The sequence below is a fragment of the Paenibacillus sp. FSL E2-0177 genome, from assembly GCF_037992975.1.
Classification (GTDB): Bacteria; Bacillota; Bacilli; order Paenibacillales; family Paenibacillaceae; genus Paenibacillus_AQ; species Paenibacillus_AQ odorifer.
The window spans coordinates 3797290-3824197 of sequence record NZ_CP150307.1 but is presented as its reverse complement, the minus strand read 5'-3'; the positions used below and the strand labels follow the sequence as shown (position 1 = coordinate 3824197).

The window sequence follows — 26908 nt, the reverse complement described above, 5'->3', positions numbered from 1 at the left end:
TGTATGCATCCGTATTATGCTCAGCAGGTTTTTAATACACTAAGGTTGCAAGCGGAGAAGATTCAACAGCTAGAGAAGCAACTTCGCGATTTGCAAGGCGATGTAGACAGCATAAAGAACAATAAATCTGCAAGTATAGGACCTATCAATTATCATTTTGAACAATTAAAAATCGAAAAGCTGGAAGGCACTTTAAATATAGGCATTACACCGAATGAGGGAAACAATCTGGATGAAGCGATGATCAACGGTAAACCTATTGGAGAGCAGGAGGTAGGTACAACTGATTTATCGGATCAGATTCGCCCACAGATTTTGAAGTATGTGCAAGAAGAGGTTCCCTCGCAATTTTCACGTATAGAAAAAGAGAAGAATTTAAGCATTGATGAGCAATATATCCAAATGGTGACTCAGGATCTGCTGAATCAGATGGATGGACGGATTAACGAGTATGTAAACCAACTCCCTACCACAGAAGAAGGGCTTGGATACACTGACGAGGAATGCGCTTCTATTGTAGAGCAAATCAAACGAGATATCGTTATGGCAGTAGAGCGGCATTTGGAAATAAATATAACCGGAAGGCGGGAGACGAATGAAGATAACGGTGATCAATAGAGATATTAGTGTCAATGCAGTGAAAGTCGTTTCGATCTCAGGTTCATCAGTATTTTTAGTAGGGGATACTCAATCCATTCATTGCTCCTCGGCGTTTGACAGCGTAATAGAATATACTCAGAGCGCTCCAGATCAAGTCAAAAAAGGCAGTTAACCTATGCACACCTCACGCATACAAGATGTTTATATCAACAATCTGTCCGACAGTTCTATTTTTATTTGTGGATCTGTAGACCGGGTTCAATCTAAATTCCTGGGAAGCAAGGAGAATTATCTTTTTAACATAAGGGAGATTAATAATCACCCGAAAGATACTACACTCATAGACATCCCTATCCCTGTATGGACAAAGCAAGGGAATGAAGCGGATGAATTTGTGATATTAAAGGATTCCGCAGAATCAATGATTAATATACAATATATAAAAATTCTGTCGATTGGGTCTGGCACGACCTTCCAGATTGGAAACAGCGGGTCAGTTCATCTGGAGAGTCGAACCAGTGAGTTTAAACGAGAAGTGGCTGCAAAAGATGAGGAGTAACAACAACTATTTTAATTCTTTTGGCAGGGAAATCGCGAATATATCATGCTCCGTCTGGATGTAGAGAATACCATTCGCACTAAATAGTGTGCCGTATTGTTGTGCTCCGGTCTTTACTTTGCCAAGCGCTTTGCCTGTTTCTGCATTTATGATATAGAAGTAGCCATTCTCATAGCCAGTGTAAATCCCCTTACCGATCAATTGAACACTAAGCGCTGGACTGTCCGGTCCGTTGAAGCTTATAATGCGATTATCGTTCATTTGAACGCCAGTGATCTGTGCACCCTTTTGGAAAAAAGCCATGTTATTTACTGGTCCAGCCACCCAATTTCCGTACTCCTGATAACTTTTGGGTTCACTCGTTGTTTCTTGACCTAAGGTAAAGCGGTATAGTGGATGACCACCCCATTGGTCTAAACCTCCATCGACTGTATATAGATACGAGCCTTGAAGTGATGTGAAATAATTACCGAGTCTACTGACATCTTCGAGCGGTTTATAGTTCTTTTTGGTCTTCGCTTTTCCAGTTTTAACATCAACATGTACCAGGGTCAACTGATAGCCTTTAAGAGGCACGTTAGAGGCATCATTTGCAGCATTGGCTTGTTCGCGGAGTAATAATTCACCATCCCGGTAAGCAACAAAGCTATAAAATCCCTGAATTCTCCATAACTTCTTGCCTGTAGCCGGATCGAGACCGAAAAACTGTGTGCGTCTATTATCAACGGTACTGGATACTACCAATACCCCGTTATAAAGGCCGTCGATACTTCCTACATACATAGGGATGTCTTTATTCTCCCAGATCTTTTTACCAGTGACCGGATGATAAGCTGCAATTCCACCATGCTCGTTCCGGAAGTACAACACTCCGTTAACTAACTCCGCGAAAGCACCGATCTCAATCGAATCTTTGGCAGCCTTAACCTTCCAAAGCAAATTCCCCGTTTGAGCATTAACTTTTACAAGATAACCCTCATAAGTGATAAAGAAAACCGAGTTATTCGTTATAATCTCAGGATTTGTTCCGTTTTTGTAGGACCATTTAACTTTGCCTGTGGTGAGATCGGCGGCCTTTAGTGTCCCGCCTGATGAATAATAGAATAATCCATTTGCAATAGGGGTCTGTTGGCTATAAATCCCTTGACCATCTGCCTTGTCGTGCCATAAGGGTTGAATTGTGGTGATAGAGTCGACGGTTGTTGAAGAGGAGGCAGAGGTTGTTACTGCTGCTTGAGCACTAGACAAATATATACCAGCTCCAGATACGAGCAAGGAGGAAGATATAACGGTCTTTAGGATAAACGGTACATATTTCACGATTTTAGCTCCTTATACATAATTTATAATATATTGACGCAGAGAATGGATATTTGTTTCTCAATTGTAAAAATACACTTGTTAACATAATAAATATTATGTTGACAATAAAAAGCGAATCAGTTTCGCACAAGAATTCTGTGTGAACCAATTCGCCTAGTAAAAGAATATGTCAACAGTTGATTTGTTTAGAAACCTTCACGAAGCCATGTTGTCGCTAACTTGATAGCTCCTTTTTTAGCATGAGTCTCGGCTAAAGGATTCAGCATGACAAAATCATGAATGATGCCTTGGAAGCGGACAGCCGTAACATTCACGCCAGCTTCCCGCAATTTGGCGGCATAAGCTTCACCCTCATCCCGTAGCACATCTGCTTCACCAGTAATGACCAGTGCATCTGGTAAATTCCGTAGCTGTTCTAGGCTAGCCCGAAGAGGGGAGGCCGTGATTTGATTACGTTCCTCAGGGTCAGTAGTATATTGATCCCAGAACCATTTCATGCCGTCCCGCTGCAAGAAATAGCCTTTGGCGAACTCATGATAGGATTCAGTATCAAACGAGGCATCCGTTACCGGATAGAATAATAGTTGTTTCGCTATCTTCGGCCCACTCCGTTCTTTAGCCATTAGAGTAATAGCAGCGGCCATATTCCCACCAACACTGTCTCCGGCTATAGAAAGCTTGCTAGTATCTAATCCGTGCTCGCTTCCTTTTTCAGCTGTCCACTGGAGTACTGCATAGATTTCTTCAATAGCTGTAGGATATTTAGCTTCTGGAGAGAGGCTGTAATTTGGGAAAATAATTGCTGCCTCCGCTCCGACAGCTAGTTCACGGATCAGACGATCATGGGTATGAGCATTCCCAAACACCCAGCCTGCGCCATGAATGTACAGGATAACAGGCAGCGACGCTGATGAGGAGCTTGGGGGACGAACGATTCTTATGGAAACATCACCGTTAGGTCCACCTGGCACCATTAGATCTTCAATATCAACTTCAGGTTTATATATCTCACTGGATTGTACGCTATCTACCGTTTCACGGCCTTTTTCTGGCCCAAGGTCAGGTAGAAAGGGAGGTTTCGCATTATCATCGGCAAATTTTTGAGCAGCTGGCTCAAGAATAATCTTAGTTTTGTTTGGCATGATTTATCGTCTCCTTTGACTGGTCATAGTCTAGTATACCCTCTTCATTCCATAACCATCTAAGCAGCTGCTGAAACGAATGCCCGTTTAGGACTAGTTAGAGCCTTACAACACCTTTTGTTGTTCCTCATGCGTTTTAGGACCAATCTCTTCACTGACACGTATCCTCTGTTTACGCTTATTACGGATAATCCAAACGAACACCAAAGTGATGAGTAGCGGATAGCCTATTGCCCAGCCCGTAAAAGGAAACACAGCAGCTGTTGCTAAAAAAGAAATCCAACTTATCGTCACACCTAAGCGACTTCCTTTGAGCAGACGTATTCCTGCAGCACAACCTCCGATATAAGTCAGGATAAAAGTAGCATTCGGAAACTGGATCAGAGTGGTGATGGAAAGGGACCCGCTGCCATACAGCGTCATCACCGATACAAAACAGAGCAGAAGAAAAGCTATGCCACCGATAGGGGTATGATACTGTTTGGATATTTTACCCATCCATTTCGGCGCAGAGCCTTGGCGGGATAAAGCATAAGCCACACGTGAGGCAGCTCCTGTATAGGCAATAATTGTGGCTGTACAGATGAACAGACCGGTAAGTCCGGCAATAAATCCTCCCCAGCGCCCAAGAGGCTGACTAATAATCCAGACGAGTGAAGTGCTTGATCCACCTTTGAGGTAGCTTTGTGTACCAACAGTTGCTAGTGCGGAGAGAAAATATAGAATCCCTACTATAATAGCGGCGATAGTTACTCCTTTAACGGCGGCACGCTGTGGGTCCTTGAACTCCTCAGATAGGTGTGAGACAGCCTCCCAGCCAATAAAACACCAGAATAAGATTGCAGCAGCCTGGCCAATGCTCATCCATCCATGTGGGATAAAGGGAGTGAAGTGTTCGACTTCCATACGGGGCAGTGCAGTAGCAAAGGAGAAGACCAGCACAGCAACAATCGCTATAACTACCGCTATTTGTACCTTTCCAGCTACCTGCATACCAATCCAGTTCGTAATCAGGCCAATGACCAACATAATAGCGGCAATAGTAATTCTTGCAGATTCGTCCCAGCCCATAGCGGCGGTCATATAACCAGCTCCAGTCAGTGCAGCAACAGGTGCGCCAATCGGAACGGACATCAGAAAGAACCATCCTACCAGTGAGCCAGCTTTTGGACCAAAAGCAAGCGTTACAAAATGGGACACGCCTCCAGCGTTAGGGAATTTAGCAGAGAGCAGACCCATTGATAAGGCCATCGGCAAAATCAGCAACGACATAAATCCCCACGCCAGTAATGAAGCGGGACCCGCCATTTCTGCAGCTAAACCAGGAACAATTAAGACCCCAGAACCCAACACAGCCCCGATGTAAAGGGCAATAGCCTGAGGCATGCCAATGTTTTTTTGTAAAGTGTTTGAACCGGATTCCTTCATGTTTTTTTATCCTGCTTTCCTTGTCTTTTGTTCTAGAGTAGCAGATAATAGATCCATTGGAAAAACAGAATTTTTGAATAGTATCCATTCGATATTCCGATGGTTCATTTTCATTTAGGGGGAAATTCATGGAGTCACGTCATCTTTTTACCTTTTTAGTGGTAGTGGAGACGGGCAGTTTTACTAGAGCAGCACAGAAGCTTGATTATGCACAGTCCAGTATTACTGCACAAATCCAAGCACTAGAGTCTGAAATTGGTCAGCCATTATTTGATCGGATCAGTAAAAAGATTATCCTAACCGACGCAGGGCGTCGGTTGCTCCCGTTCGCTCAAGAAATATCCAGAATGCACACTTTAGCAGAGGACGCGTTACGTTCGGATAGTGAACTTACGGGTTCTTTACGGATTGGGGCTCCTGAATCTCTAGCTGCTTTTCGCTTACCAGGTATTATTAAGGAGTTTCGCGCTAAATATCCGAAGGTGCAAATTCTTCTGAAGCCTGGAGCTTGCTGGGAACTATCAGATTTTGTCCGTTCGGGTGAACTGGATTTAGCGTTCTTGTTGCAACCTGAGACGGAAGATAAAGATTTAAATATAGAAACATTAGTACATGAGCCGATGACGCTGATCGCAGCGCCAGATCATCCCTTATTAAATCTTGCTGAGGTAGAACCCCTTCATTTAAAAGGAGTGACCATACTTCATACCGAAACGGGCTGTTCCTACCGGACTTTATTTGAACGGCATTTGAACAGTTACGGTGTTTTTCCTGACCCCACGTTAGAGTTTTGGAGCATCGAGGCGATAAAGCAATGTGTGATGGCTGATCTTGGCATTGCCTTTCTTCCATTAATTACTGTGAAAAATGAACTCTCCGAAGGCAAACTTGCCAGGTTGAATTGGAATGATGAATCACAGCGTGTGGCGACGCAGATCGCCTATCATCATAAGAAATGGAAATCGCCCGTACTGACGGAGTTCTTACTTGCGATACAAAAACATGCTGAGCAATGGAGAAGTCTAATATAGATCAACGTTAACAAGGAGGCTCTAAGGCATGAATGAGTGGTGTGAAGACTACGAAGAAGGGCTGGAGGCCTTTCTCATCTGGATGAAGGATGCCGGGTACACTCCCTATACGCAAAAATCCTATTTAGTAGATGTGAAACAATTTTTAGACAGCCTGAATGGTAAAAAGCTTGAGACGGTGAAGAAGCTGCATGTCATTTCTTTTTTGACCTCTGTCCGCGAACGTGGAGTGAGTGATGCGACCCGTAACCGGAAGCATGCTGCGATTAACTGTTTTTTCAAGGCATTGATCGAGCTGGAATTACTTCAGAACAACCCGGCAGCCGGGATTAAGAAATCCAAAACGGAGATCAATCGTGAGCCGGTCTACTTAGATGAAAGTGATCTGGGTCGGTTTTTATCTTCTATAGATGGTAAATACAAAAAGCGCAATTTAGCAGTTTTTTTGTTGATGTCCTATATGGGGCTTCGGGTGGGGGAAGTCCACACACTGAATTTGAGTGATTATAATGTAGAAAGACATTCTCTCCGTGTGTTTGGGAAGGGGCGTAAATGGCGTAATGTGCCGGTTCCCGAGGATGTAGTGCCTTTTCTGGACTCTGCGTTAGCAGAAAGGTTAGATCCTTGGCGCAGTAAAGAGGAAGCGATGTTCATTTCACAAAAAGGACGCAGGTTGTCGATCCGCGGCATTCAGCAAATTGCAGCAGATACCTTTGATCGTTTCCAAAGGGATGTGCCAGCAGCACAGCGACGTCCGTATTCAAGTCATAAGCTCCGACATTCCTTTGCAACCATGCTGCTGAGAAAAGGGGCAGATCTGCGCACTGTACAGGAACTGCTTGGTCACTCCTCGATCCAGACTACAACCGTATACACACATATTACCAGTCGTGAGAAGGAAGAGGCTATGTCTAAATTGCAAATCCAGCTGTGATAGAAAAGAAAGAAACCTCCTCAGAAAATTGATAACAAAAATAACTTGTTATTATAACGGTATTGATTTATTCTAACAGTTATTAAGAGTTTTTTATAGGAGGTCCTAATCGTGAAGGATGTATTTCTAAAAGGGATGACTTATGGCTGGGGATCAAAACGAGGTGAATACCGTACAGAATATGCAGAAGATTCGATGAGAAAGCTGGCGGAGACAGGAAGTGAATGGATCGCCTTATCTTTTTGGACATGGCAAGACACAGTGCATTCAACAGAAATTCATTATGATTACGGTTACACGGTGACAGATCGTGATCTCGCACATGCGGTACAACAGGCAAAACAGCTTGGTCTTAAAGTTTGTCTTAAACCGGTTGTGAATTCGAGGGATGGCATTTGGAGAGCTAGGATTGGATTTCCGGAAGAGGGAGAGATTTATTGGGCAGCATGGTTCCGTTCTTATACAAATTTCATTAAACACTATGCAGAGTTGGCGGAAGAGCTTGAATGTGAGATGTTCTGTATCGGCTGCGAAATGGTAGGCACAGAGTCTAGAACTGCGGAATGGAGACAATTGATTCAAGAGGTCACCAATCTTTATACAGGGCCGATCATTTATAATGCCAATCATGGCAAAGAAGAAGGAATCGAGTGGCTGGATGAGGTGGATTTTATCGGAACCAGCGCTTATTATCCGGTAGCTTCCGTGCCGGGAGATTCTTATGAGAATATGCTGGCAGGTTGGGAGCGGCAGAAACCGCGGCTTAAGTCACTTTCTGAGCGATTTGGCAAGCCTCTCGTATTCATCGAGATTGGATGCCGAAGTGCGCATGGATGTGCCACCATGCCATGGGACTTTACATACACAGACTTACCGTATTCAGAAGATGAACAAGCCAACTTCTATCGGTCAGCGCTGGAAGCATTCTGGAATGAACCTTGGTTTGCCGGTTACTTCTGGTGGGACTGGAGCACGAAATTATATGCCTTGGAAGAGGCTTCCATTGACCGTGGTTTTGATATTTATGGCAAAAAAGCCGAACAAGTTCTCAAAGAATATTACAAGCAACCTATCACTAAATAAATTGATAAAAAAGATCCGGAATTTCAGGTGAGCCTGGCCTGCTAAAGGATCTTTTTGTCATTGGCAGGCTAAGTTAATTCGTGTTATATTAAAAACCGTCCTTTTCATAGTGGAGGCAACGCTCCACATATAAAAAGGACGGTTTCTTGTGTCTTTTGTAGTCAAAAAGGGCTGTTTCCAGCCATATTCGCTTACAATTCTAGCTTAGCTATTTCTGCTTTTAGCTTCTCAGCGGATTTCTGGAATAAAGCCTGTTCGGTTTCATTGAGTGGGAGGTCCAGTACCTGTCGAACACCCGAGCGATCTACTACGCAAGGCGCACCGAGATAGACATCCGAAACCCCGTTATAGTTATTTAATAAAGTAGAAACATTCAACACGGCGCCTTCATTATGAAGAATGGAGACTACAATTCGGTCCAGTGCAAGAGCTATTGCATAAGAGGTTGAGCCTTTGGCATCAATAATTTCATAGGCTGCATTCTTGGTATCTTGGAAGATTTCTTCGCGTTCTGCTTCGTCAAAACCAAGATCAATCCCAGCTACATTCGCAAGACTCCAAACCGGAAGCTCTGAATCTCCATGTTCACCGATGATCTGTCCGTGAATACTGCGAGGATCGATTTCTTTGTGAAGACCGATCAAATAACGAAAACGAGCACTATCAAGTACCGTACCAGAACCAATTACACGTCTGCGGTCAAACCCACTTATTTTCAAAGTCGCGTAAGACAGAATATCTACAGGGTTAGTTGCAATAAGTAGAATGGCATGTTGGTTATACTTTGTTATTTTTTCAATGATATCTTTAAAAATCGAAATATTTTTACGAAGCAGATCTATCCGGGTTTCTCCCGGTTTTTGTGATGCACCGGCAGTGACTATAATGATATCTGCTTCACGGCAGTCTTCATAAGTACCAGCCCATAACTTCACACCGCCGACAAAAGGCATGCCGTGATTCATATCCAGTGCTTCGCCAAGTGCTTTCTGATGATTAACGTCAATAAGTACGAGTTCGGGCATACGTCTACGTAACAATAATGTATAGGCTGTAGTTGTACCAACTGCTCCAGTACCGATAACTACGACCCGATTGGGTTTTGGGGGGGCCATGTCTCCATCTCCTTAATATTTCAAATTTTTGGTTTCAATCTTGTCCATCATAATCGTTAACGGTAGTGTTTTCAAGCTGATCTTATTTAATGCATTACCCTAATTAAGGCCATACTAAAATGTGATTTTTATTTCATTATCTTAGCAAGACTAGACAGGAGAGAATGTAAGGATGGATTTATTTCGTAAAAAGGCTCTACACATACCCACAAGTTCTGAGGGGACGCAGTTAAACAAGACGTTGGGTGCCCTGGATCTAACAATGCTTGGGGTAGGAGCCATTATCGGCACAGGTATTTTTGTAATGACAGGAGTTGCCGCAGCAGAACATGCAGGTCCTGGTCTTATAATTTCTTTTTTACTAGCGGCGTTTGCCTGTGTGCTCTCGGCATTATGTTATTCGGAATTTGCTTCGACCATTCCTGTTTCCGGGAGTGCTTATGCTTATAGTTATGTAGCCTTTGGAGAACTATTAGCTTGGATCTTAGGCTGGGATCTTGTCTTGGAATACGGAGTTGCCGCAGCGGCTGTAAGCAGCGGCTGGTCAGGGTATTTTCAGGGGTTATTAGAGGGCTTTGGGATACATCTTCCAACCGCACTATCGGGGGCTTATAATGCACAAGCGGGTACAATAATAAATCTGCCTGCAGTAATCATCATTTTGTTAATTTCCTATTTACTGACTCGGGGAACCAAAGAAACGGCACGCTTTAACGCAATCATGGTTTTTATCAAAATAGCAGTGGTGCTTCTATTTATCGTAACAGGATTTTTCTATGTGAAGCCAGAGAACTGGACTCCGTTTCTCCCTTTTGGGTACCATGGCGTGATCAATGGCGCGGCCACAGTGTTTTTTGCCTACATAGGTTTTGATGCGCTAGCAACCGCTGCTGAAGAGGTGAAAAGACCACAACGCGATTTGCCGATTGGAATTATTTCATCCCTTGCTATCTGTACTGTCTTGTACGTTCTTGTCTCACTCGTATTAACGGGTATTGTTCCATATACTGATCTCAATGTTAGTGATCCTGTATCTTATGCGCTTCGCTTTGTAAATCAGGATATGATTGCCGGTCTGATCTCTGTTGGAGCCATTGCGGGAATGACTACGGTACTGCTCGTGATGTTATTCGGTCAAACTCGGCTGTTATTTGCCATCTCACGTGATGGCCTACTGCCCATAAGTTTATCTAAGATTAATGCTAAAACACAGGTACCTGTACGAAGCACATGGATGGTAGGTATCTTAATAGCTGTGTTAACGGGTTTCATCCCACTGGACCGGTTGGCAAATCTGACAAGCATAGGAACATTGTTTGCCTTTTTTGTAGTGTCTTTAGGGGTAATCGCGCTTAGATATATTCATCCGGATTTAAAAAGAGGGTTCAGAGTTCCTTGGGTACCTTTCATTCCGCTGTTAAGTGCGGCAACTTGTGGTATTTTGATGTATAATCTAGGAAGTGAGACTTGGATTGGTTTTCTAATTTGGACAGTTGTTGGACTTCTAATCTATGCACTATATGGCTATCGTAATAGTAATTTGAATCATAAATAAGATTCAATCCATCCGAGAGGAGAGAGGTTATTGGCATCTAAGATTGCTGGATTGAAGGGAATAAGATTAATATTGATGCTGATTTTGTTAGCGTGGGTGGTCACGGCTTGTTCATCTCCTCCCCCTGAACCTACTCAGCAGCCCCAGCCGACAGAGGCACCTGAAGAAGGACAGACGATAACCCTGATTACTCCAGACGCCAATCATATTGACAATGATAGCGCTCCGAAATATCAAATTCAGACTCGTCTTACAGATTTTCAGCTGCTTAGTGAAAGTGAGGGTCTGGCCTGGGGGGTTACCAAAAACGAACTCCGGTTGTACTTGACCCGGGATAACGGAGCAACTTGGGCTAATATTTCACCAGCACCAAATGTGCAGTTCCTCTCCAATCCTGTGTATGGGAAGGGGATTTTCTTCACGGATCCATCTCATGGTTGGATTATAAGAAGTGCTTTTGGCTCGACAGAAACGATTGTGCTGCGAACCACAGATGGTGGCCAAAGCTGGAAAATCTCATCTTTAGGAGATGTGAATACAGTATCCTCTGTATATTTCAACTCACCCAGAAAGGGTTGGCTAATGACCTCATGGAACGCTTCTTCCAATAAAGAGAACAAGGCACTTTTTTCAACGACAGACGGTGGGGCCACTTGGGAAGAAGTGATGCAGAATGAGCAATACAATCCGAATTTCCCAAATGATTCGATACCGTTTGCCGGGGTCACCACTGGAATGATTTTTCGCAATAGTACACATGGATTTGTGACACTACAGACAGGTGCTCTTCCCAAAATCTTTATGACAAAAGATGGCGGTAAGAGCTGGAGCCTCGGGCCAGCTTTTCTAGTTAACGAACGTTTAGAAGATTGTGACCGAGTAATTACTGGCAAACCGGAGTTCTTCGATGCTAGTAAGTCTACTGGTTGGATGTCTGTTGGCTGTCAAAAGGATAAAGAAAAAACGATCACTTACCATGGATATTTTACAGCTAACGGCGGCTCTAATTGGAAATTCGCTTCCTTTGGATTGAACGCACAAGCTGGTGTTAATCGTCTAATTGCTCCGACTTTTTTGAATTCACAGATCGGTTGGACCATACTCGGCGACACCCTTTACCATACGATTGATCAAGGAGCGACCTGGTTACCTCTTAAAGAGAGCAGTGTACTGCGATCTAAGCTTTTGGAATATCCGGAGATTGTAAAGCTGCAGTTTTTTTCCACTGAGGTGGGGTGGCTTTTGATTGAGAAAAAAGAGGACAAGCGCTCGATACTGTTACAGACTACGAATGGTGGTATCAGCTGGCGCGTAATGTAATAAGGAATAAGAACCTGCCTGATGGTAGGTTCTTTTGTTGTTAGAAGAGTGGGGGGTTATTGTTGTTTGTGAATGATTGAATATAAGGAAAAAACTTATTTAAAATTTTCTTTATAAATGTGAAAAAAATCACATGACATTTAAAGAATCCTGTGATATATTTAACACATAGAAAACAAGTTCAAATTTTCACAAACTCAGACATCGAATAGGAGAGATTACAATGAAAACATTCGAAACAGATTATATGACAAGAAACCTTTTGCAACTTTGCTACAACTGTGATGACGCTCATCTTTGTGAAACTGAAGAACAATGCAGAGCTTGCTGGGCTGAGAATGGAATGTTAGACGATCAGACGGACGAAACTAAGAAATTGCTAGACCTAGTTCATGCTTAATTTAATAACTGAAAACTCTGTATAGAGACCACTCGAATTCTTGATTTCTAAGAAAACGAAGTGGTCTTTTTTGCATCTAGTCTCACTTATTTAATGCTTTCTGGACTAGATGAGGCATATACATGTACAGAAGTACCCAGAACGCAGCAATTAGGCTGAATAACAAGAGGAAGAAGGGGGAAACTGTCATGGGAATGGGCCCGGATCTTTCATGGATGTTTGATTTTGCCGGAACGGTGATGCCGATCTTTATCGTTGTTATGATTGGTATTCTTGCTATATCAGCAGGCAGGGGCTTGCTTCAATGGGGCAGGAACAATGGCTCCCCCATACTAACAATCCCTGCGCATATCGTTAGCAAACGGACTGAAGTACGACAGCAGCAGCTTCAGGAAGAGAATGGCTCAACTCGTACTAGTACAACTTACTATTTAACGTACGAGCTGGAGGGCGGTAGTCGCATGGAATTTAAAGTAGATGGCCATGAATATGGCTTGAGTGCTGAAGGCGATAGAGGAATGCTTACTTATCAAGGAACCAGATATCATGGATTCCAACGACAGGCACAATACTCAACTGCGGAGTAGTCATATGTATTAAATCAAAACAGCGATCCTCATGCTCATGGTGGATCGCTGTTTTGCGTTTTGGTTATGTACCATTCAAGCTCATTGATTCTGTAGCTCTCAAAGCTCACTGATACCGTAGCTCTCAAAGCTCACTGTAGGTGCGATCATCTATTAAGTGTCAGATATTCATTACCCTCTCACCTTGCGGACCCAGATGACGTTATTTGCAAATTCACAGTCTTTTGAGCCTAGTTTCGGACTCCAATGCAGCTATTCATTAGAAAGAGGCTTATAATCGGTGCTTTGCGGGCCAATAGGGGCTTTGGGGTCCGTTAGAATCCGAAAAGTGGATTAATATCGCGAATAAGGTCAGCTGTGTCCGATAGCGCCTTTTGAGCGGGTGCTGACATTGACATCGATATCAGCACCGATTCGACGCTGCCACCGACCCCGACTCAGACGCTGCAGCGCAAATGTAATTGGACATACGCAGCTTAGAGTGTAGATAATGGGGATTTGCTGAGTGGTTAAAAGGAAAGATCCCTACTCTAAAAAATAGGCGGGAACTGTCACCTCTTAGGCGAATGCACATACTATACAGCATGCAGTTAAGAACGAGGTTGCTACAAGAAGTGACCCCAAGGAGGAGACAGCGTGGCCGTCATCAAAACGAACTCGGAAGATGTGAAGGTGCTGGCGCGGTTGATGAGAGCGGAAGCTGAGGAAGATGGAGATCTCGGCATGCTCATGGTCGGCAATGTTGGCGTCAACCGGATTCTTGGCAATTGCTTGGACTTTAATAACATTCGGAATGTGAATGATATGGTCTATCAAAGTCCTGGAGGTTTCGAAGCGCCGCAGAAGGGATACTTCTACCAGCGAGCCAGAGAAGCAGATATCCGTCTAGCCAAACGTGTAATTGCTGGTGAAAGAACCTGGCCAGCTACCAATGCTTTGTGGTTCTTCAGACCCGCAGGTGATTGTCCTGCAACCTGGTATAACCAACAAAACACAGGCCGCTTTAAAGCCCATTGCTTCTTTACTCCGACCGGAGAAGATTGCCCGACTGTATTTATCGGCAATTAGCATGGTAACTGTGCAAAGAGAATTACTCAATAAAATGAGTAATTCTCACAGAAAGTTAGTGTGATTTCAATTGTGTCCAAATGTAAGTTTCATTAGTGTCCAAAGGAGCTCATGCTCTGATAAACATTTAGGAGGTTTCAGTAAATGATCGTTCAACCTTACCGCCCCGTAACTTATACCATCGGTAGTGTCTCTTCTTCAGGTATGCCAATGTCTTCCGGAATGCCGATGTCATCAGGAATGCAAGGCATGGGCAGCATGCCACCCCAAGTAAGCAGTGGTAGTCCAATGACTCCAGGGGGAGTAGTAGTTCAGAATCCACCACAAACGTTCGAACAATCCTACATTGAGAATATTTTCCGCCTGAATTTAGGAAAAGTAGGTACGTTTTATTTTACTTATGAGAACAATAAAGACTGGAATGCCAAAGTTTACAAGGGTGTGCTGGAAGCGGCAGGCCGTGACCACATTATTATCAGTGACCCTGCGACTGGCCAACGCACCGTCTTACTTATGATTTATTTTGATTATGCTACCTTCGATGAGCCCCTTACTTACCAATACCCAGGTGTAATTGGCAATCCTCCAACGATGAGAAATTGTCGCTAAATTTAACCTATCTTCAATGAGAAGAACTCCAACGCCAAACGGTTAGGAGTTCTTTTTTTTTGTGATGAATTTATGGAATAATCTTGATAATCATCGCCCATTTTTTTTCAAAAGGACACGCATGCTTGCGGTTTGCCCCAATATATTAATATAATAAAGTATATATTCAAAAACGTGATTCTAGACTGGAGATGAAACCATTGGGAAATTGATACTGAAAGGAACAACCGGCAAGCATTTTGCCAATACTCTGAAAAAACGAAGGAGGTGGGCCTATCCATCCATGTACGGAAAATGGTGGATAGGAGTATAAATTGAGCGACCCTTTACCCGGTATATTACATGTTGGTCTTATTATTTTGTTGGTATTGTTAAACGGATTTTTTGTTTCAGTCGAATATGCAATGGTGAAAGTACGAAGTGGTAGAATTGATACCCTGATTGAAGAAGGTAGTAAAAAAGCTTTTAATGCAAAAAGCATTGTCAGCAACCTGGATGGCTATCTCTCAGCCTGTCAGCTCGGCATTACATTGGCTTCGCTTGCATTAGGGTGGCTGGGTCAACCAGCTATAGCTAATCTTATCGGGCCTTTATTAGGAAGCATAGGTTTAGGAGAAACTGCTGTTAATGTTGTATCTTTGGTTATTGCTCTTATGTTCATTACTATCTTGCATATCGTATTAGGTGAGCTTGCACCTAAGACCATTGCTGTTAACAAGGCTGAATCTGTCCTTTTACTAACAGCAGGACCGATGAATGTATTTTACAAAATCATGTATCCAGTGATATGGATCGTTAATGGGCTGGCGCGTGGTTTACTGCAAATTTTCCGATTAGCCCCGGCTTCAGAGCTGGGAACGGCGCATACGGAAGAAGAAATTCGTATTATCATGCAGGAAAGTAACAAAAGCGGCTTTATCGATAATACTGAAATGGCGTTAGTTGACAATATTTTTGAATTTGTGGATACCATGGCTCGGGAGATCATGATTCCGCGGACAGAGATGATCTGTCTGAATAATCATGTTTCTGCTGAGGAGAACCTTGAGATTGCCTATGATGGCATGAGGACACGTTATCCCGTCTGTGACGGTGATAAGGATCATATTTTAGGCTTCATCCATATAAAGGACTTAATTAAGGATCGTCCACAAAGTTATCAGAAATTAATTCGTCCAATATTGACCGTGCCGGAATCCATTCAGATTAGTGCTTTGCTGAAAGTTATGCAGCGTGCGAAGACACAAATCGCCATATTGATCGATGAGTATGGGGGTACTTCAGGAATGGTGACACTGGAAGATATCATGGAGGAAATTGTTGGAGAAATTCAGGATGAATTTGATGAGGAACGTCCCGGTGTTGAGAAGCTTGGCGAGGATGAACACTCCATTGACGGTTTGATGCTTATTGAAGAGATTAATGATCTTTTAGGTCTTCATATGGAGACTGAGGATTACGATACGATAGGCGGCTGGCTGTATTCTAAATTGGAGGTTAATCCACCTCAAAAAGGGCAATCCGTAGAATTTGATGATCATCTATTTATTGTAGAAGAGACTGAGAATAAGCGAATTTCTCGAATTAAGCTATTGCGGTTACAGTTATTGAATGAAGAAGCTGGAGCTTGATGGAATTTTATATTTTTAAAATAAGAGCAGCGTTTCTCCTTTTGGAGTCACGCTGTTTTTTTTGACCATACTGTTTGCCAAAAAGAGATTAATAATTATATAATTTTAAATGTATATGATAAAAACTACATTAGTCCCTAGAGGACAGAAAGGAATTCTCCTTGAGTAAACCTAAAAAAAGTCCAAATGTTCCCCAGTTGAGCAAACAAGAGAAACGACGGGTAGAACAGGAGCAACAGAAGCAGAAAACGAGAATTTTAGTTATTAGTTCAATAGCTGTAGTAGTTATCATTTTTGTTGGATTGTTTATGTTAGCTTCGAAAGATGCAGCAAAGAATGTCTCTACAGGAGAACCGGTAGAATTCAATTACAGTGAGCTACCTAGGATTGGTAATGAGGATGCACCTGTTAAGCTTGTTGAATTTGGTGATTTCAAATGTCCAGCTTGTTCCCAGTTTGCTGGCTCCATGAAACCGAAAATTGTTCAAGATTTTGTCAACGAGGGAAAAGCAGCTCTTTACTTTGTAAATATGGCTTTCGTTGGTCCTGACTCTGAGACAGCTTCACTAGCTGCATTGTCTGTATACCATCAGAATAAGGATGAATTCTGGAAGTTCTATGATGCTGTGTATGCGCAGCAAGGGGATGAGAGCGTGGAATGGGCCACTGAGGATTTCTTGGTAAGCCTTGCTGAAAAAGAGAAATTAGCGATCGATTACGATCTGTTGCGTAAAGACATCCAAGAGAAAACTTATGCAGATGAGCTGAAGAAAGACATTCAGTTGGCAACTGACGCAGGCGTGACAACTACGCCTTCGCTCTACATTAATGGAGTGAAAACGGCTGAACCTTTCGATATTGAAGCGATTACATCTGAAATTAACACCGCCGCAAAAGCAGTGGAGGCAAAGTGACAAAATTCCTATCTTTTTGCAAGCGTAACTGCCTCTATCTGGCCTGGTTCGTCTCTTTGGTTGCTGTAGCTGGTAGCTTGTATTTAAGTGAAGTCTTGAAGTATGAACCTTGTAAGCTTTGCTGGTTTCAGCGGATTTTTATGTATCCGCAGTTATTTTTGTTGGGAATTGCCACTTTCCGTGGAGATAAGCGCATCATTCCTTATGTGCTTCCATTAAGTTTGATTGGTGGCAGTATCTCAATCTATCATTATGCGGAACAGAAGATTCCAGCGTTAAGTAAAGTTCTACCTTGTACAGTTGGTGTTCCTTGTAATAAAGATTACTTGAACTACTTCGGATTTATAACGATTCCTTTGTTAGCTTTAATAGCGTTTGCTCTAATAAGTCTCCTTCTTTGGTATGGACGTAGGGAAGAAGAAGTGATTGAAGTAGATGCTGAGGAGAGCTTAGGATTTTAGTTTTTACTTTGGAAGGTACAAAAAAGCTGAAAAGGTATTAAAATCACGGGCTAGAGGGATAATTGAAGATAATGAAAGAGAGCATCCAATAAGACGCTATATTTGAGCTTATTGGATGTTTTTTCATTCTTTTTTCATTTTTTTCAACGCTTTACTGTAGGCACTTTGTAGACTAATATTAGACCTTGTGAGAAGTTGAATATGCGCTGAATTTTCTTAGGAAAAACGGGGGAACCAAACTTGGCATTCATGCCAATGGGGTGAATCGGAACCGGGTCGAACAGACCTCTACCGTAGGGCTATAACCACAGCCCGAATCCGCCAGCTAACCTCGTAAGCAAGGTGGGAAAATGACCATGCATAAGCATGCGGATCATTTCCGTATGCTTATTTTTGTGTCTGCATTTATGAAATCCACCGATGAAAACAGCGCACGGAAATTCCGTTTCAGCTCCCAAAGAAAGGAACTGTATCCACCATGGTAAGCAAGGTAAAACGACTATTGATCGGACGTCCGATGAAGTCGAATGAACTCGATCATGAAAAGTTATCCAAGGTTAAAGCACTGGCTGTCCTGTCTTCTGATGCGCTCTCGTCTGTAGCCTACGGAACGGAACAAATTCTGATTGTACTGGTGGCTGCCGGGTTTACTGCCATCTGGTATTCCCTGCCAATTGCATTAGCCGTATTGGGCCTGCTGGCCATCCTGATTTTATCCTATCGGCAGACGATTTTTGCTTATCCGCAAGGAGGCGGAGCTTATATCGTAGCCAAGAGTAATCTTGGTATTCCGACAGGGCTGCTCGCTGGGGGTTCATTATTGGTGGATTACATTCTTACCGTAGCGGTTAGTGCCTCGGCAGGGACGGATGCGATCACATCGGCTTTTCCAAGTCTTCATAATCATACTGTTCTCATCGCTGTATCTGTTATCGTTTTATTAACAATCATTAATCTTCGCGGAGTGACTGAATCGGCTTCATTTATCGCAATTCCAGTGTATTTGTTTGTGGTTTCGATTGTTGTTCTGATTATCTCCGGTATCGTTAAATATGCAATGGGTGGCGCGCATGCGAATGTTCCTGAAATAGGCAGCGCCGTATCTAATGTAAGTTTGTTTCTACTATTAAAAGCGTTTAGCTCTGGTTGTTCAGCCCTAACGGGGGTTGAGGCCGTATCTAATGCGATCCCAAACTTTAAAGCACCCGCTGAGAAGAATGCAGCCAAGACGCTAATGATCATGGGACTTATCCTTGGCTTTATGTTTACCGGAATCACTGTGCTGGCGTATTGGTATGGTATTGTGCCAGATGAAAAGGCTACGGTTGTCTCTCAGATCGCTGAATCGACCTTTGGCCGTGGCGGATTGTACTTTTTCATTCAAGGGATTACAGCAGTGATTTTGTTCTTGGCAGCTAATACAGCATATTCAGCGTTTCCGCTGCTCGCCTTTATGTTTGCAAAAGATAAATATCTGCCACATGCATTTATGGTCCGTGGTGACCGCCTGGGCTTCTCAAACGGCATTATTTTTCTAGGAGTTATGTCTATCATACTTGTGACTGCATTCCATGGGAATACGGAAGGTTTGATTCCACTATATGCGGTAGGCGTGTTCATTCCTTTTACCTTATCCCAACTGGGGATGATGGTGCATTGGATCAAAACAAGACCCGCTGGATGGGTGAAAAGATTTGTAGTAAATACCATCGGTATGCTGACTACATTGACGATTACGCTTATATTTATCATTACTAAATTCTCGAGCGTATGGATGGCATTCATTTTCTTACCTGCTGTAATGTTCGTGTTCCACCGTATTCATAAGCATTATTTGAACACTGCGGATCAACTGCGTATATGTCCGGCTACTGATAAACCTGTAATTAAAGGAAGTACTGTAGTTGTTCCTGTTGCAGGGGTTACACGTGCTGTATTACATTCCATCAGCTATGCGAAGTCTCTAACAGATAATGTTGTTGCTGTGTATGTAGGCTTTGATGAAGAAGACATTCATAAGATGGAGCAACGGTGGGAGGAATGGAATCCAGGTGTACGCCTGATTGTTCTTCGTTCCAGATATCGTAGTATCATTCGTCCGTTAGTGAAGTTTATCGATACGGTAGAGTGGAAGACCGCTGCGACGGATCACATCACGATTCTGATTCCACAGTTTATTACCAAACATTGGTGGCAAGCCGTGCTTCATAATCAGACCAGCTTTTTAATCCGCTCGTATCTAATGAATCAAAAGGACGTTGTAGTAGCGACTGTCCCGTATCATTTAAATAAATAAGTAGAAGATTAAAGATGAGGTTATATCCGGAACGTTCGGAATATAACCTCTTTTGTATTTTATATGAAGGAAATTGTTGCAAATCCACAGAATTTGAAATTTATATGTTGACACAGAGAATGAGAATCAATATCATTTAAAAGTGAAGCAGAGGTAAAGGTCACCTTTGAATATCAAAGCAGTTACATATAGGAGGGTTTTTAATGTTTTGGCTTAACAGAAAAAGATCAGGAAGCATGAAAGTGACGATGAGCGGACTAATAGTGATGACGCTAATACTTTCCGCTTGTGGTAATAATAATGCTGAAAGCTCATCAAATGCAGGAACAGCGCCTACAACAGCGCCTACAGCAGAATCTACAGAGGCACCTGCTGCACCTAAGACGTTAACAGATGCAATGGGTCATAAAGTAACGATTCCGGCTAATCCACAGCGCGTTCTGGGTTCATATTTGGAAGACTCTTTGGTAACTCTGGGTGTAACTCCAGTAGCTCAATGGTCAGTTACAAACGGCGTTCAGGATTATCTGGCCACTGAATTGAAGGATGTTCCTACAATTAGTTACGACCTTCCGTTAGAGGCTGTAACCAGCTTTGCTCCGGATCTTATTATCATCCCATCGGAGTCTTCTGTTCAGAACGGGATTTACGATCAGTTGAATAAGATTGCACCCACTTATGTAATTGGGGATGAACTAAATCAAGATTGGCGCAAATCGTTGCTCAAGATGGGTGAGATTTTGAACAAAACCCCTGAAGCAGAAAAAGCCATTAAAGATTATGATGTTAAAGCAGCGGCTGCGAAAGAACAGCTTGCAGGAGCTATTGGACAAGAGTCCGCGGCTATTTTATGGTTGGTGCAAAAAAACTTCTATATTGTAGACGAAACCCGCAGCAGTGGAGCTGTATTATATACAGACCTTGGCGTAACGCTGCCTAACTTAGTAACAGAGATCCCAGTAGGAACAAGAGCAACTTGGAATCCGATCTCACTAGAGAAGCTTTCTGAGCTGACCGCAGATCATATTTTCCTTGTAAATAGTGATAAGACTGAGGGTTCGGAGATCCTAGATAGTGCAATCTGGAAGGGCATCCCAGCTGTAAAAGCTGGAAATGTGCATGAAATGAGCTCAACAAGCAGCTGGCTTTACAGTGGTGCGAACGCTGGCAGCAAAATCATTGACGATGTGCTAAAAAGTCTTGTGAAATAAAAGTCGTAATTCACCATGAATGAGACTGATCATTTCGGTGGGGAAGAGCGTGCAGATCAAGTATCTCGTGATACAAAGATCTGCACCATTTTTTTATAAACCAATCCCATAGTACGGAAAAATCGATCCTGCAATTGTACAACATAAATATTTTTGCGATAATGAGAATGATTGTTGTTATCATATAAACCATTGTAACTATTGAATAAGGAGACGACTCATGGTTTCACCCTCAGATTTCGCAAATCGTATTAAAAATGAACCCAAAAAAGCTCTACATACCCGACCGGCAGCTGCCATTGGTATTCTTATTTTTGGACTTGCTGCCATTGCCTTCGGATTGGCACTTTCGGTCTCAGTAGGTGCAGCAGATATCAAGTTAGCTACGGTATGGGAAGCTATATTTCATTTCAATCCAGATTTACAAAAACATCAGGTAATTAGAGAACTGCGATTTCCACGTGCTATTGCTGGCGCCTTAGTCGGTGCTTGCTTCGCAGTAGCAGGGGCTATCATGCAGGGGATGACAAGAAACCCGCTTGCGGATTCAGGGCTGTTAGGCTTGAATGCAGGAGCAGGGGTAGCGCTGGCCATAGTATTTGCTTTTGCACCCTCACTCTCATTCACTTCACTAATGTTGTATTGCTTTATCGGTGCCGCTGTGGCCTCTTTTATCGTATTCGGAATCGGTTCGCTTTCTTTTAATGGCCTGACCCCCTTGCGATTGACATTAGCAGGTTCGGCAGTTAGTGCTTTATTGGTTGCTATTAGTCAGGGAGTAGCTATTCTTTTCAACTTATCTCAGGACATAGCCTTCTGGTTAGCTGGTGGGATGGGTGGAGCTAGCTGGACTCAGATCAAGATTATATTCCCTTGGGTGGCCGTAGCCTTAATTGCAGCAATGATGTTATCACGATCCGTCACATTGCTCAGCTTAGGAAGAGAAGTAGCGGTTGGTCTGGGGCAGCGGACAAGGATAGTTCAATTGGCATGTATGATTGTTGTGGTTATCTTAGCTGGAAGCGCGGTTTCAACGGTTGGCCCGATTGCTTTTATAGGACTAATTATTCCACATGTTACACGTTATTTCGTTGGAGTGGACTACCGCTGGATTATCCCTTGCTCGGCAGTTCTAGGGAGCTTATTGATTATCTTTGCAGATATTGCCGCAAGAATGATAAATGCACCTTATGAGACACCGCTAGGAGCTTTAATTGCCATCATCGGCGTACCGTTCTTTATTTATTTAGCGAGTAAGCGGAAGGGGGAGCTGTAATGCCCAAATTAACCCTTACTCCAGATGAAAAAGAACGCCGCACACGCGCCCTAACGGTGTTATCACTCCTTGCTATACTGATCGTCGTTGTGTTTATAGTCAGTATGAATACAGGGTTTATGCGTCTATCCCCACTAGAGGTATTACATACACTCATGGGTGATGGAACACATCAGCAAAAGCTTATTTTATTTGATTTCAGACTACCCCGCATCGTAATTTCATTGTTAGTAGGAGCGGGCTTTGCAGTATCGGGCTGTATTCTACAAAGTCTCGCACGTAATGCACTCGCAGAACCGGCTACGCTGGGCATAAGTGCTGGTGCAGGTTTTGCGGTAATCATTTTTATCTCGTTTTTTCCGGCTACAACAGCAGCTCCGGTATTTGTCTTGCCTCTCCTAGCGCTTGGTGGGGCTGGCCTGACCGCAGCTTTAATCTATATTCTTGCCTACCGGAAGGCAGATGGTCTGTCTCCTACAAGGCTGATCCTTATCGGGATTGCGGTCGCTGCAGGAATCAATGCTTGCCAGCTTGTATTGGCACTTAGGCTTGATCCTAATAATTATCAATTTGTAGCTACTTGGATCGCCGGGAAAATATGGGGTGGGGATTGGAGATTCGTCCTTGCTTTGCTGCCTTGGATCGCGATTCTGTTACCGTTCGCCTTCTATAAAGCCCGGGTTCTAAATGTATTGAATCTAGGGGACCATACTTCATTAGGTCTAGGAATGCGTGTGGAGAAGGAACGTATTCTCCTTCTGGTAACAGCCGTAGCGCTTGCCGGCTCCTGCGTCGCGGTAAGCGGAGGTATTGGCTTCGTCGGCCTGATAGCACCACACCTGGCTCGCAGGCTCGTGGGACCCCGCCATCAAGTGTTATTACCTGCTAGTGCTTTGACAGGGGCGCTTCTTATGATTACCGCTGATACCATCGGCAGATGGGTGCTGCAACCTGCGGAAGTTCCGACTGGCATTGTGGTTGCGATTATTGGCGCACCTTACTTTTTATATTTACTCGCCAAGTCTAAAGCGTAAATTAGTTCATACTTAGGAGCATAGCTCCATAAAACTTTTAAGGGAGTTGTAGATCATGTCAGAACGTTTGAATACAGAAGAATTAAGTATTGGGTATGCAGAGGCTACTATAGTTAAAGGCTTGAACTTGTCTATCCCTACGGGAAAAATCACCGCACTAGTGGGCGCTAACGGCTCCGGTAAATCTACAATCCTCAAAACGATGGCCCGGATTATGAAGCCGAAGAGTGGCACCGTAATGCTGGACGGCAAATCGATTCATAACTTTTCAACTAAAGAGGTTGCTCGTCAGCTAGCGATTCTACCGCAGAACCCAACGGCTCCTGACGGTCTGACGGTATCTGAGCTGGTCAGTTACGGTCGCTTCCCTCATCAAAAGGGATTTGGCACGATGACCGCAGAAGATCGCAACATCATCTCCAATGCCATCTCTGTTACGGGCATGGAATCTTTTCATGATCGCCCTATTGACCGTCTCTCTGGTGGACAACGTCAACGCGCTTGGATCGCTATGGCGTTAGCTCAAGAAACAGATATTTTATTCCTTGACGAGCCTACAACGTTCCTAGATATGGCGCATCAGCTCGAAGTTCTTCAGCTTTTGCAAAAGCTGAATGAGGAAGAAGGCCGTACCATCATCATGGTCGTGCATGATTTGAATCATGCTACTCGTTATGCGCAGCATATGGTAGCGATTAAGTCCGGTACTGTGGTTAGCGAAGGCTCACCTACTGAGGTTATGACACCAGATGTATTGCGGGAAGTGTTTGGAATTGAAGCGGATATCGTTCCGGATCCACGTACGGGTGTGCCACTGTGTCTTCCTTACGAGCTTGCTGCCTATAAAGCTGTGTAATTATCATCTAAAATCATACAACGAACAGGCTCCCGTCATTGACAAGGGAGCCTGTTCGTTGTTACAGTTGTGGTTGCCTACAATTTCATAATAACTCTTTAAAATAGATCAAGGACCATCATTTATACATGGTTAAAGGAGCATGAAAACATGAATATTGATAAAATTCAAGATGATCTAGAGCAGCTAATGACCGCAGGAATAGTGAAAAGTCATGAGAATTTAAAAGATCACGTGTATACTAAAATGGGCGGCAAAGCTGATATTTTGGCTGCACCAGCTACTTATGATGAAATTCAAAAGATCGTTACATATGCAGAACAAAATGGGATAACCCTTACGGTACTTGGGAATGGCTCCAATGTGATTATCCGTGATGGAGGTGTACGTGGAATCGTTCTGCAAACGGCAGGACTGACCGAAATGGGAATTCGCGACAATCTCTTATATGCGCAATGTGGTGCCAAAATAATTGATGTTTCCAGATATGCGCTTGATAAGGAGCTTACGGGTCTTGAGTTCGCCTGTGGCATTCCAGGAACAGTTGGTGGAGCGCTCTATATGAACGCAGGTGCGTATGGCGGTGAGATCAAAGATGTCCTGCATAGTGCACTAGCTATAAATAAGAACGGGCAATTGGTAACTCTGCAAGGTGATGAGCTGCAATGGGGTTACAGAAAAAGCGTGTTCGCAAGCGGTGAGTACATTGTACTTGAGGCCAAATTTGCTATGACTTCCGGTGATGTTTTAACGATCAAGGCAAAAATGGATGAACTAACTTATTTACGTGAATCGAAGCAACCGCTTGAGTATCCATCCTGTGGGAGTGTATTTAAGCGGCCTCCAGGCCGTTTTGCAGGTCAGTTAATTCAAGAGAGCGGCTTACAGGGTACAAGAATCGGCGGTGCTGAGGTATCCAAGAAGCATGCGGGATTTATTGTGAATGCAGATAATGCAACAGCCAGTGATTACATCGGGCTAATCCACCATGTAAGAGCGACTGTGAAGGATAAATTCGGTGTAGAGCTGGAAACTGAAGTGGAGATCATTGGAGAAGAATAAACGATAAGCAAAAAGAGCCCGCAGATCGCTGTGGGCTCTTTTTGCTTATCATAATCATGTTCGTTTAATCTACTGAAAGGGTGTAATTAGCTCTGTCCGTAGTTATTTCTGCCTTGCGGTCGGCTAAGTCTACGATTTGAAGACCTTCAACAGCTAAATCATAAGTGGATTGTGGCAGGGATACCAGTTCACCATCGGCGTTAAGTGTGCTGCCGAAACCTCTTAATATCAGTGCACTTCCAAGATATTCATCAATTACGTCGTCTGCACTCCGGAAATCTACGGACTCTAAATTGAAATGAACTTTATCCAAATCACGAAGTTCTTTCTTTTCAATAGCGATTGTTTCATTCAAATGATTGTTAAGCCAATCCATAAGCTGCTGTATACTTTGTTCCATAAAATGCTCCCACCCTTAGCTCGAAGATTATTATGAATAAGTTACCCCTTTCTTAGGATTTGAATCCTTTTTTTTGCCACATCTTAATTAACCATATGAATAGTTCATGTGATTAAAAAGAAATCCGCGATCAAATTGCCGTGGTTTTTGAGCTTCCTAATCTCTACATACGCAGGTCTATCCACGTTAACCTGGAGTTATTTGCTGATCTATATAAGGTAACAGTAAAGAGTAGAACTTGTCAGGAGCGGGCTACCCATGGTATAGTTCAAGACGCAATATGCTTTAAGAAGAAGTCTGCGCTAAAGTTGTGCAGGAGAGGTTCGCGAACTCCCTCTATAAAAAACTAAGAATATATTAAACAGTACAAGCGGTTGCTGTCCTTTATACGGACGTTGCTTCCGTTTCTTCTTAGTGGAGCCAAGTTTTCGAAATCTCGTTCTTCTTTCCATTACCGGCCAAGGCCGAAGGAAAAGAGAGGGGTTTTTTGTCGTGTCAGAAGGAAGATTGAAAGAGGAAATGCAGGAAGTTACTTTGCTTGGTAATCAGGGAACACAGTACAAGTTTGGTTATGATCCAGACATTCTGGAGGTGTTTGATAACAAACATCCCGGGCGTGATTATTTTGTTAAATTCAACTGCCCTGAGTTCACTAGCTTGTGTCCTGTAACGGGTCAGCCGGATTTTGCCACGCTGTATATTTCGTATATTCCTGAACAAAAAATGGTGGAATCCAAATCATTAAAGCTGTATCTGTTTAGCTTCCGCAACCATGGTGATTTTCATGAGGACTGTGTCAACATTATTATGAATGATCTGATCTCACTGATGGATCCGCGTTACATTGAGGTATGGGGCAAGTTCACTCCGCGCGGAGGCATTTCAATTGATCCTTATTGCAACTATGGAAGACCGGGTACGAAGTATGAGGCGATGGCGGAACACCGCTTAATCAATCACGACCTCTATCCAGAAAAAGTGGACAACCGCTAAATTCCAACTTGTGATAAGGA

General features: G+C 43.3%; 27 protein-coding genes and 2 riboswitches. Of the genes, 22 read left to right on the top strand and 5 right to left on the bottom strand.

Annotated features, from left to right (window positions below):
* Nucleotides 1-3: 3 nt before the first annotated feature.
* From gerPC to MHI25_RS17055, 3 genes are read left to right on the top strand one after another with little or no spacing between them, the layout of a single operon-like run.
* Nucleotides 4-618: a spore germination protein GerPC gene (gene gerPC / locus MHI25_RS17065; RefSeq protein ID WP_340393740.1), complete on the top strand. Its 615-nt coding sequence runs from the start codon at nt 4-6 to the stop codon at nt 616-618.
* A complete protein-coding gene (locus MHI25_RS17060) occupies nt 596-772 on the top strand; it encodes a spore gernimation protein GerPD (protein ID WP_111504304.1) in 177 nt (58 codons plus the stop codon). The genes gerPC and MHI25_RS17060 overlap by 23 nt, the downstream gene beginning before the upstream one ends.
* 3 nt (nt 773-775) lie before the next feature.
* Nucleotides 776-1159 (top strand): hypothetical protein, encoded by a 384-nt coding sequence (locus tag MHI25_RS17055; RefSeq protein WP_076126717.1) that lies wholly within the window; start codon nt 776-778, stop codon nt 1157-1159.
* Between the two features lie 6 nt (nt 1160-1165).
* Here the strand turns inward: MHI25_RS17055 and MHI25_RS17050 are convergent, their stop codons facing one another.
* The 3 genes from MHI25_RS17050 to MHI25_RS17040 all read right to left on the bottom strand — a co-directional run bounded on the left by MHI25_RS17050 (nt 1166) and on the right by MHI25_RS17040 (nt 5052).
* Nucleotides 1166-2479, bottom strand: a complete 1314-nt coding sequence (locus MHI25_RS17050) for a PQQ-binding-like beta-propeller repeat protein (RefSeq protein WP_340393738.1) — start codon at nt 2477-2479, stop codon at nt 1166-1168.
* A gap of 188 nt (nt 2480-2667) precedes the next feature.
* Nucleotides 2668-3624, bottom strand: a complete 957-nt coding sequence (locus MHI25_RS17045; RefSeq protein ID WP_339281074.1) for an alpha/beta hydrolase — start codon at nt 3622-3624, stop codon at nt 2668-2670.
* A 105-nt stretch (nt 3625-3729) separates the two neighbouring features.
* A complete protein-coding gene (locus MHI25_RS17040) occupies nt 3730-5052 on the bottom strand; it encodes an amino acid permease (protein ID WP_340393737.1) in 1323 nt (440 codons plus the stop codon).
* 128 nt (nt 5053-5180) lie between these two features.
* Here MHI25_RS17040 and MHI25_RS17035 point away from each other — a divergent pair, with 128 nt between their 5' ends.
* The 3 genes from MHI25_RS17035 to MHI25_RS17025 all read left to right on the top strand — a co-directional run bounded on the left by MHI25_RS17035 (nt 5181) and on the right by MHI25_RS17025 (nt 8100).
* Entirely contained in the window at nt 5181-6083 is a 903-nt protein-coding gene (locus MHI25_RS17035; RefSeq protein ID WP_076133707.1) for a LysR family transcriptional regulator, read from the top strand.
* Between the two features lie 28 nt (nt 6084-6111).
* Nucleotides 6112-7017 carry a tyrosine-type recombinase/integrase gene (locus MHI25_RS17030; protein ID WP_076106781.1) on the top strand — a complete coding sequence of 302 codons (906 nt, stop codon included), beginning with the start codon at nt 6112-6114 and terminating at the stop codon, nt 7015-7017.
* 111 nt (nt 7018-7128) lie between these two features.
* Nucleotides 7129-8100, top strand: coding sequence for a glycosyl hydrolase family 53 (locus MHI25_RS17025; protein WP_340010294.1), 972 nt, complete (start codon nt 7129-7131; stop codon nt 8098-8100).
* A gap of 191 nt (nt 8101-8291) precedes the next feature.
* Here the strand turns inward: MHI25_RS17025 and MHI25_RS17020 are convergent, their stop codons facing one another.
* Nucleotides 8292-9215 carry an L-lactate dehydrogenase gene (locus MHI25_RS17020; protein ID WP_036687562.1) on the bottom strand — a complete coding sequence of 308 codons (924 nt, stop codon included), beginning with the start codon at nt 9213-9215 and terminating at the stop codon, nt 8292-8294.
* A 172-nt stretch (nt 9216-9387) separates the two neighbouring features.
* Between MHI25_RS17020 and MHI25_RS17015 the strand changes: the two genes are divergently transcribed.
* The 15 genes from MHI25_RS17015 (at nt 9388) to murB (ending at nt 25495) form a co-directional block, all read left to right on the top strand.
* Nucleotides 9388-10770 carry an amino acid permease gene (locus MHI25_RS17015; protein ID WP_076302576.1) on the top strand — a complete coding sequence of 461 codons (1383 nt, stop codon included), beginning with the start codon at nt 9388-9390 and terminating at the stop codon, nt 10768-10770.
* A 30-nt stretch (nt 10771-10800) separates the two neighbouring features.
* Nucleotides 10801-12090 (top strand): hypothetical protein, encoded by a 1290-nt coding sequence (locus MHI25_RS17010; protein ID WP_081383369.1) that lies wholly within the window; start codon nt 10801-10803, stop codon nt 12088-12090.
* A gap of 223 nt (nt 12091-12313) precedes the next feature.
* Nucleotides 12314-12490 (top strand): hypothetical protein, encoded by a 177-nt coding sequence (locus MHI25_RS17005; RefSeq protein ID WP_169744776.1) that lies wholly within the window; start codon nt 12314-12316, stop codon nt 12488-12490.
* Between the two features lie 194 nt (nt 12491-12684).
* Entirely contained in the window at nt 12685-13077 is a 393-nt protein-coding gene (locus MHI25_RS17000) for a DUF2500 domain-containing protein (protein WP_076190442.1), read from the top strand.
* A 636-nt stretch (nt 13078-13713) separates the two neighbouring features.
* Nucleotides 13714-14145 (top strand): cell wall hydrolase, encoded by a 432-nt coding sequence (locus MHI25_RS16995; protein ID WP_076126705.1) that lies wholly within the window; start codon nt 13714-13716, stop codon nt 14143-14145.
* A 144-nt stretch (nt 14146-14289) separates the two neighbouring features.
* The gene (gene gerQ / locus MHI25_RS16990) at nt 14290-14754 is read left to right on the top strand and encodes a spore coat protein GerQ (RefSeq protein WP_036687556.1); all 465 of its coding nucleotides are present in this window, start codon (nt 14290-14292) and stop codon (nt 14752-14754) included.
* A 314-nt stretch (nt 14755-15068) separates the two neighbouring features.
* On the top strand, nt 15069-16385 hold the full coding sequence (locus MHI25_RS16985) for a hemolysin family protein (RefSeq protein ID WP_036687555.1): 1317 nt from the start codon (nt 15069-15071) through the stop codon (nt 16383-16385).
* Between the two features lie 197 nt (nt 16386-16582).
* The gene (locus MHI25_RS16980; protein WP_076126808.1) at nt 16583-17299 is read left to right on the top strand and encodes a DsbA family protein; all 717 of its coding nucleotides are present in this window, start codon (nt 16583-16585) and stop codon (nt 17297-17299) included.
* Nucleotides 17296-17760, top strand: coding sequence for a disulfide oxidoreductase (locus tag MHI25_RS16975; RefSeq protein ID WP_076126701.1), 465 nt, complete (start codon nt 17296-17298; stop codon nt 17758-17760). The genes MHI25_RS16980 and MHI25_RS16975 overlap by 4 nt, the downstream gene beginning before the upstream one ends.
* Nucleotides 17761-17954: 194 nt before the next feature.
* Nucleotides 17955-18114, top strand: a riboswitch (cyclic di-AMP (ydaO/yuaA leader).
* A 124-nt stretch (nt 18115-18238) separates the two neighbouring features.
* On the top strand, nt 18239-20056 hold the full coding sequence (locus MHI25_RS16970) for an APC family permease (protein ID WP_076126699.1): 1818 nt from the start codon (nt 18239-18241) through the stop codon (nt 20054-20056).
* Nucleotides 20057-20259: 203 nt separating this feature from the next.
* Nucleotides 20260-21267, top strand: a complete 1008-nt coding sequence (locus MHI25_RS16965; RefSeq protein WP_081387609.1) for an iron-hydroxamate ABC transporter substrate-binding protein — start codon at nt 20260-20262, stop codon at nt 21265-21267.
* A gap of 220 nt (nt 21268-21487) precedes the next feature.
* A complete protein-coding gene (locus tag MHI25_RS16960; RefSeq protein ID WP_076184381.1) occupies nt 21488-22543 on the top strand; it encodes an iron ABC transporter permease in 1056 nt (351 codons plus the stop codon).
* The gene (locus tag MHI25_RS16955; RefSeq protein ID WP_076126695.1) at nt 22543-23577 is read left to right on the top strand and encodes an iron ABC transporter permease; all 1035 of its coding nucleotides are present in this window, start codon (nt 22543-22545) and stop codon (nt 23575-23577) included. The genes MHI25_RS16960 and MHI25_RS16955 overlap by 1 nt, the downstream gene beginning before the upstream one ends.
* Before the next feature lie 55 nt (nt 23578-23632).
* Complete coding sequence (locus MHI25_RS16950) at nt 23633-24433, top strand: ABC transporter ATP-binding protein (protein WP_036687549.1); 801 nt, start codon at nt 23633-23635, stop codon at nt 24431-24433.
* Between the two features lie 150 nt (nt 24434-24583).
* On the top strand, nt 24584-25495 hold the full coding sequence (gene murB, locus MHI25_RS16945; protein ID WP_076106777.1) for a UDP-N-acetylmuramate dehydrogenase: 912 nt from the start codon (nt 24584-24586) through the stop codon (nt 25493-25495).
* Between the two features lie 64 nt (nt 25496-25559).
* Here the strand turns inward: murB and MHI25_RS16940 are convergent, their stop codons facing one another.
* Nucleotides 25560-25895, bottom strand: coding sequence for a hypothetical protein (locus MHI25_RS16940; RefSeq protein WP_036687547.1), 336 nt, complete (start codon nt 25893-25895; stop codon nt 25560-25562).
* A 312-nt stretch (nt 25896-26207) separates the two neighbouring features.
* Nucleotides 26208-26251, top strand: a riboswitch (PreQ1 riboswitch).
* Nucleotides 26252-26414: 163 nt separating this feature from the next.
* Here MHI25_RS16940 and queF point away from each other — a divergent pair.
* Nucleotides 26415-26888 (top strand): preQ(1) synthase, encoded by a 474-nt coding sequence (gene queF, locus MHI25_RS16935; RefSeq protein WP_036687775.1) that lies wholly within the window; start codon nt 26415-26417, stop codon nt 26886-26888.
* The last annotated feature ends 20 nt before the right edge of the window (nt 26889-26908 follow it).

Bases quoted from the DNA above. Each gene is read 5' to 3' on its own strand.
- MHI25_RS16940 (WP_036687547.1), bottom strand. From the start codon at position 25,895: ATGGAACAAAGTATACAGCAGCTTATGGATTGGCTTAACAATCATTTG.
- MHI25_RS16970 (WP_076126699.1), top strand. From the start codon at position 18,239: ATGGTAAGCAAGGTAAAACGACTATTGATCGGACGTCCGATGAAGTCG.
- MHI25_RS17020 (WP_036687562.1), bottom strand. From the start codon at position 9,215: ATGGCCCCCCCAAAACCCAATCGGGTCGTAGTTATCGGTACTGGAGCA.
- MHI25_RS16955 (WP_076126695.1), top strand. From the start codon at position 22,543: ATGCCCAAATTAACCCTTACTCCAGATGAAAAAGAACGCCGCACACGC.
- gerPC (WP_340393740.1), top strand. From the start codon at position 4: ATGCATCCGTATTATGCTCAGCAGGTTTTTAATACACTAAGGTTGCAA.
- MHI25_RS16960 (WP_076184381.1), top strand. From the start codon at position 21,488: ATGGTTTCACCCTCAGATTTCGCAAATCGTATTAAAAATGAACCCAAA.
- MHI25_RS16965 (WP_081387609.1), top strand. From the start codon at position 20,260: ATGTTTTGGCTTAACAGAAAAAGATCAGGAAGCATGAAAGTGACGATG.
- MHI25_RS17040 (WP_340393737.1), bottom strand. From the start codon at position 5,052: ATGAAGGAATCCGGTTCAAACACTTTACAAAAAAACATTGGCATGCCT.
- murB (WP_076106777.1), top strand. From the start codon at position 24,584: ATGAATATTGATAAAATTCAAGATGATCTAGAGCAGCTAATGACCGCA.
- MHI25_RS16950 (WP_036687549.1), top strand. From the start codon at position 23,633: ATGTCAGAACGTTTGAATACAGAAGAATTAAGTATTGGGTATGCAGAG.
- MHI25_RS17000 (WP_076190442.1), top strand. From the start codon at position 12,685: ATGGGCCCGGATCTTTCATGGATGTTTGATTTTGCCGGAACGGTGATG.
- MHI25_RS17005 (WP_169744776.1), top strand. From the start codon at position 12,314: ATGAAAACATTCGAAACAGATTATATGACAAGAAACCTTTTGCAACTT.
- MHI25_RS17035 (WP_076133707.1), top strand. From the start codon at position 5,181: ATGGAGTCACGTCATCTTTTTACCTTTTTAGTGGTAGTGGAGACGGGC.
- MHI25_RS17060 (WP_111504304.1), top strand. From the start codon at position 596: ATGAAGATAACGGTGATCAATAGAGATATTAGTGTCAATGCAGTGAAA.
- MHI25_RS17030 (WP_076106781.1), top strand. From the start codon at position 6,112: ATGAATGAGTGGTGTGAAGACTACGAAGAAGGGCTGGAGGCCTTTCTC.
- queF (WP_036687775.1), top strand. From the start codon at position 26,415: ATGCAGGAAGTTACTTTGCTTGGTAATCAGGGAACACAGTACAAGTTT.
- MHI25_RS17045 (WP_339281074.1), bottom strand. From the start codon at position 3,624: ATGCCAAACAAAACTAAGATTATTCTTGAGCCAGCTGCTCAAAAATTT.
- gerQ (WP_036687556.1), top strand. From the start codon at position 14,290: ATGATCGTTCAACCTTACCGCCCCGTAACTTATACCATCGGTAGTGTC.
- MHI25_RS17015 (WP_076302576.1), top strand. From the start codon at position 9,388: ATGGATTTATTTCGTAAAAAGGCTCTACACATACCCACAAGTTCTGAG.
- MHI25_RS17055 (WP_076126717.1), top strand. From the start codon at position 776: ATGCACACCTCACGCATACAAGATGTTTATATCAACAATCTGTCCGAC.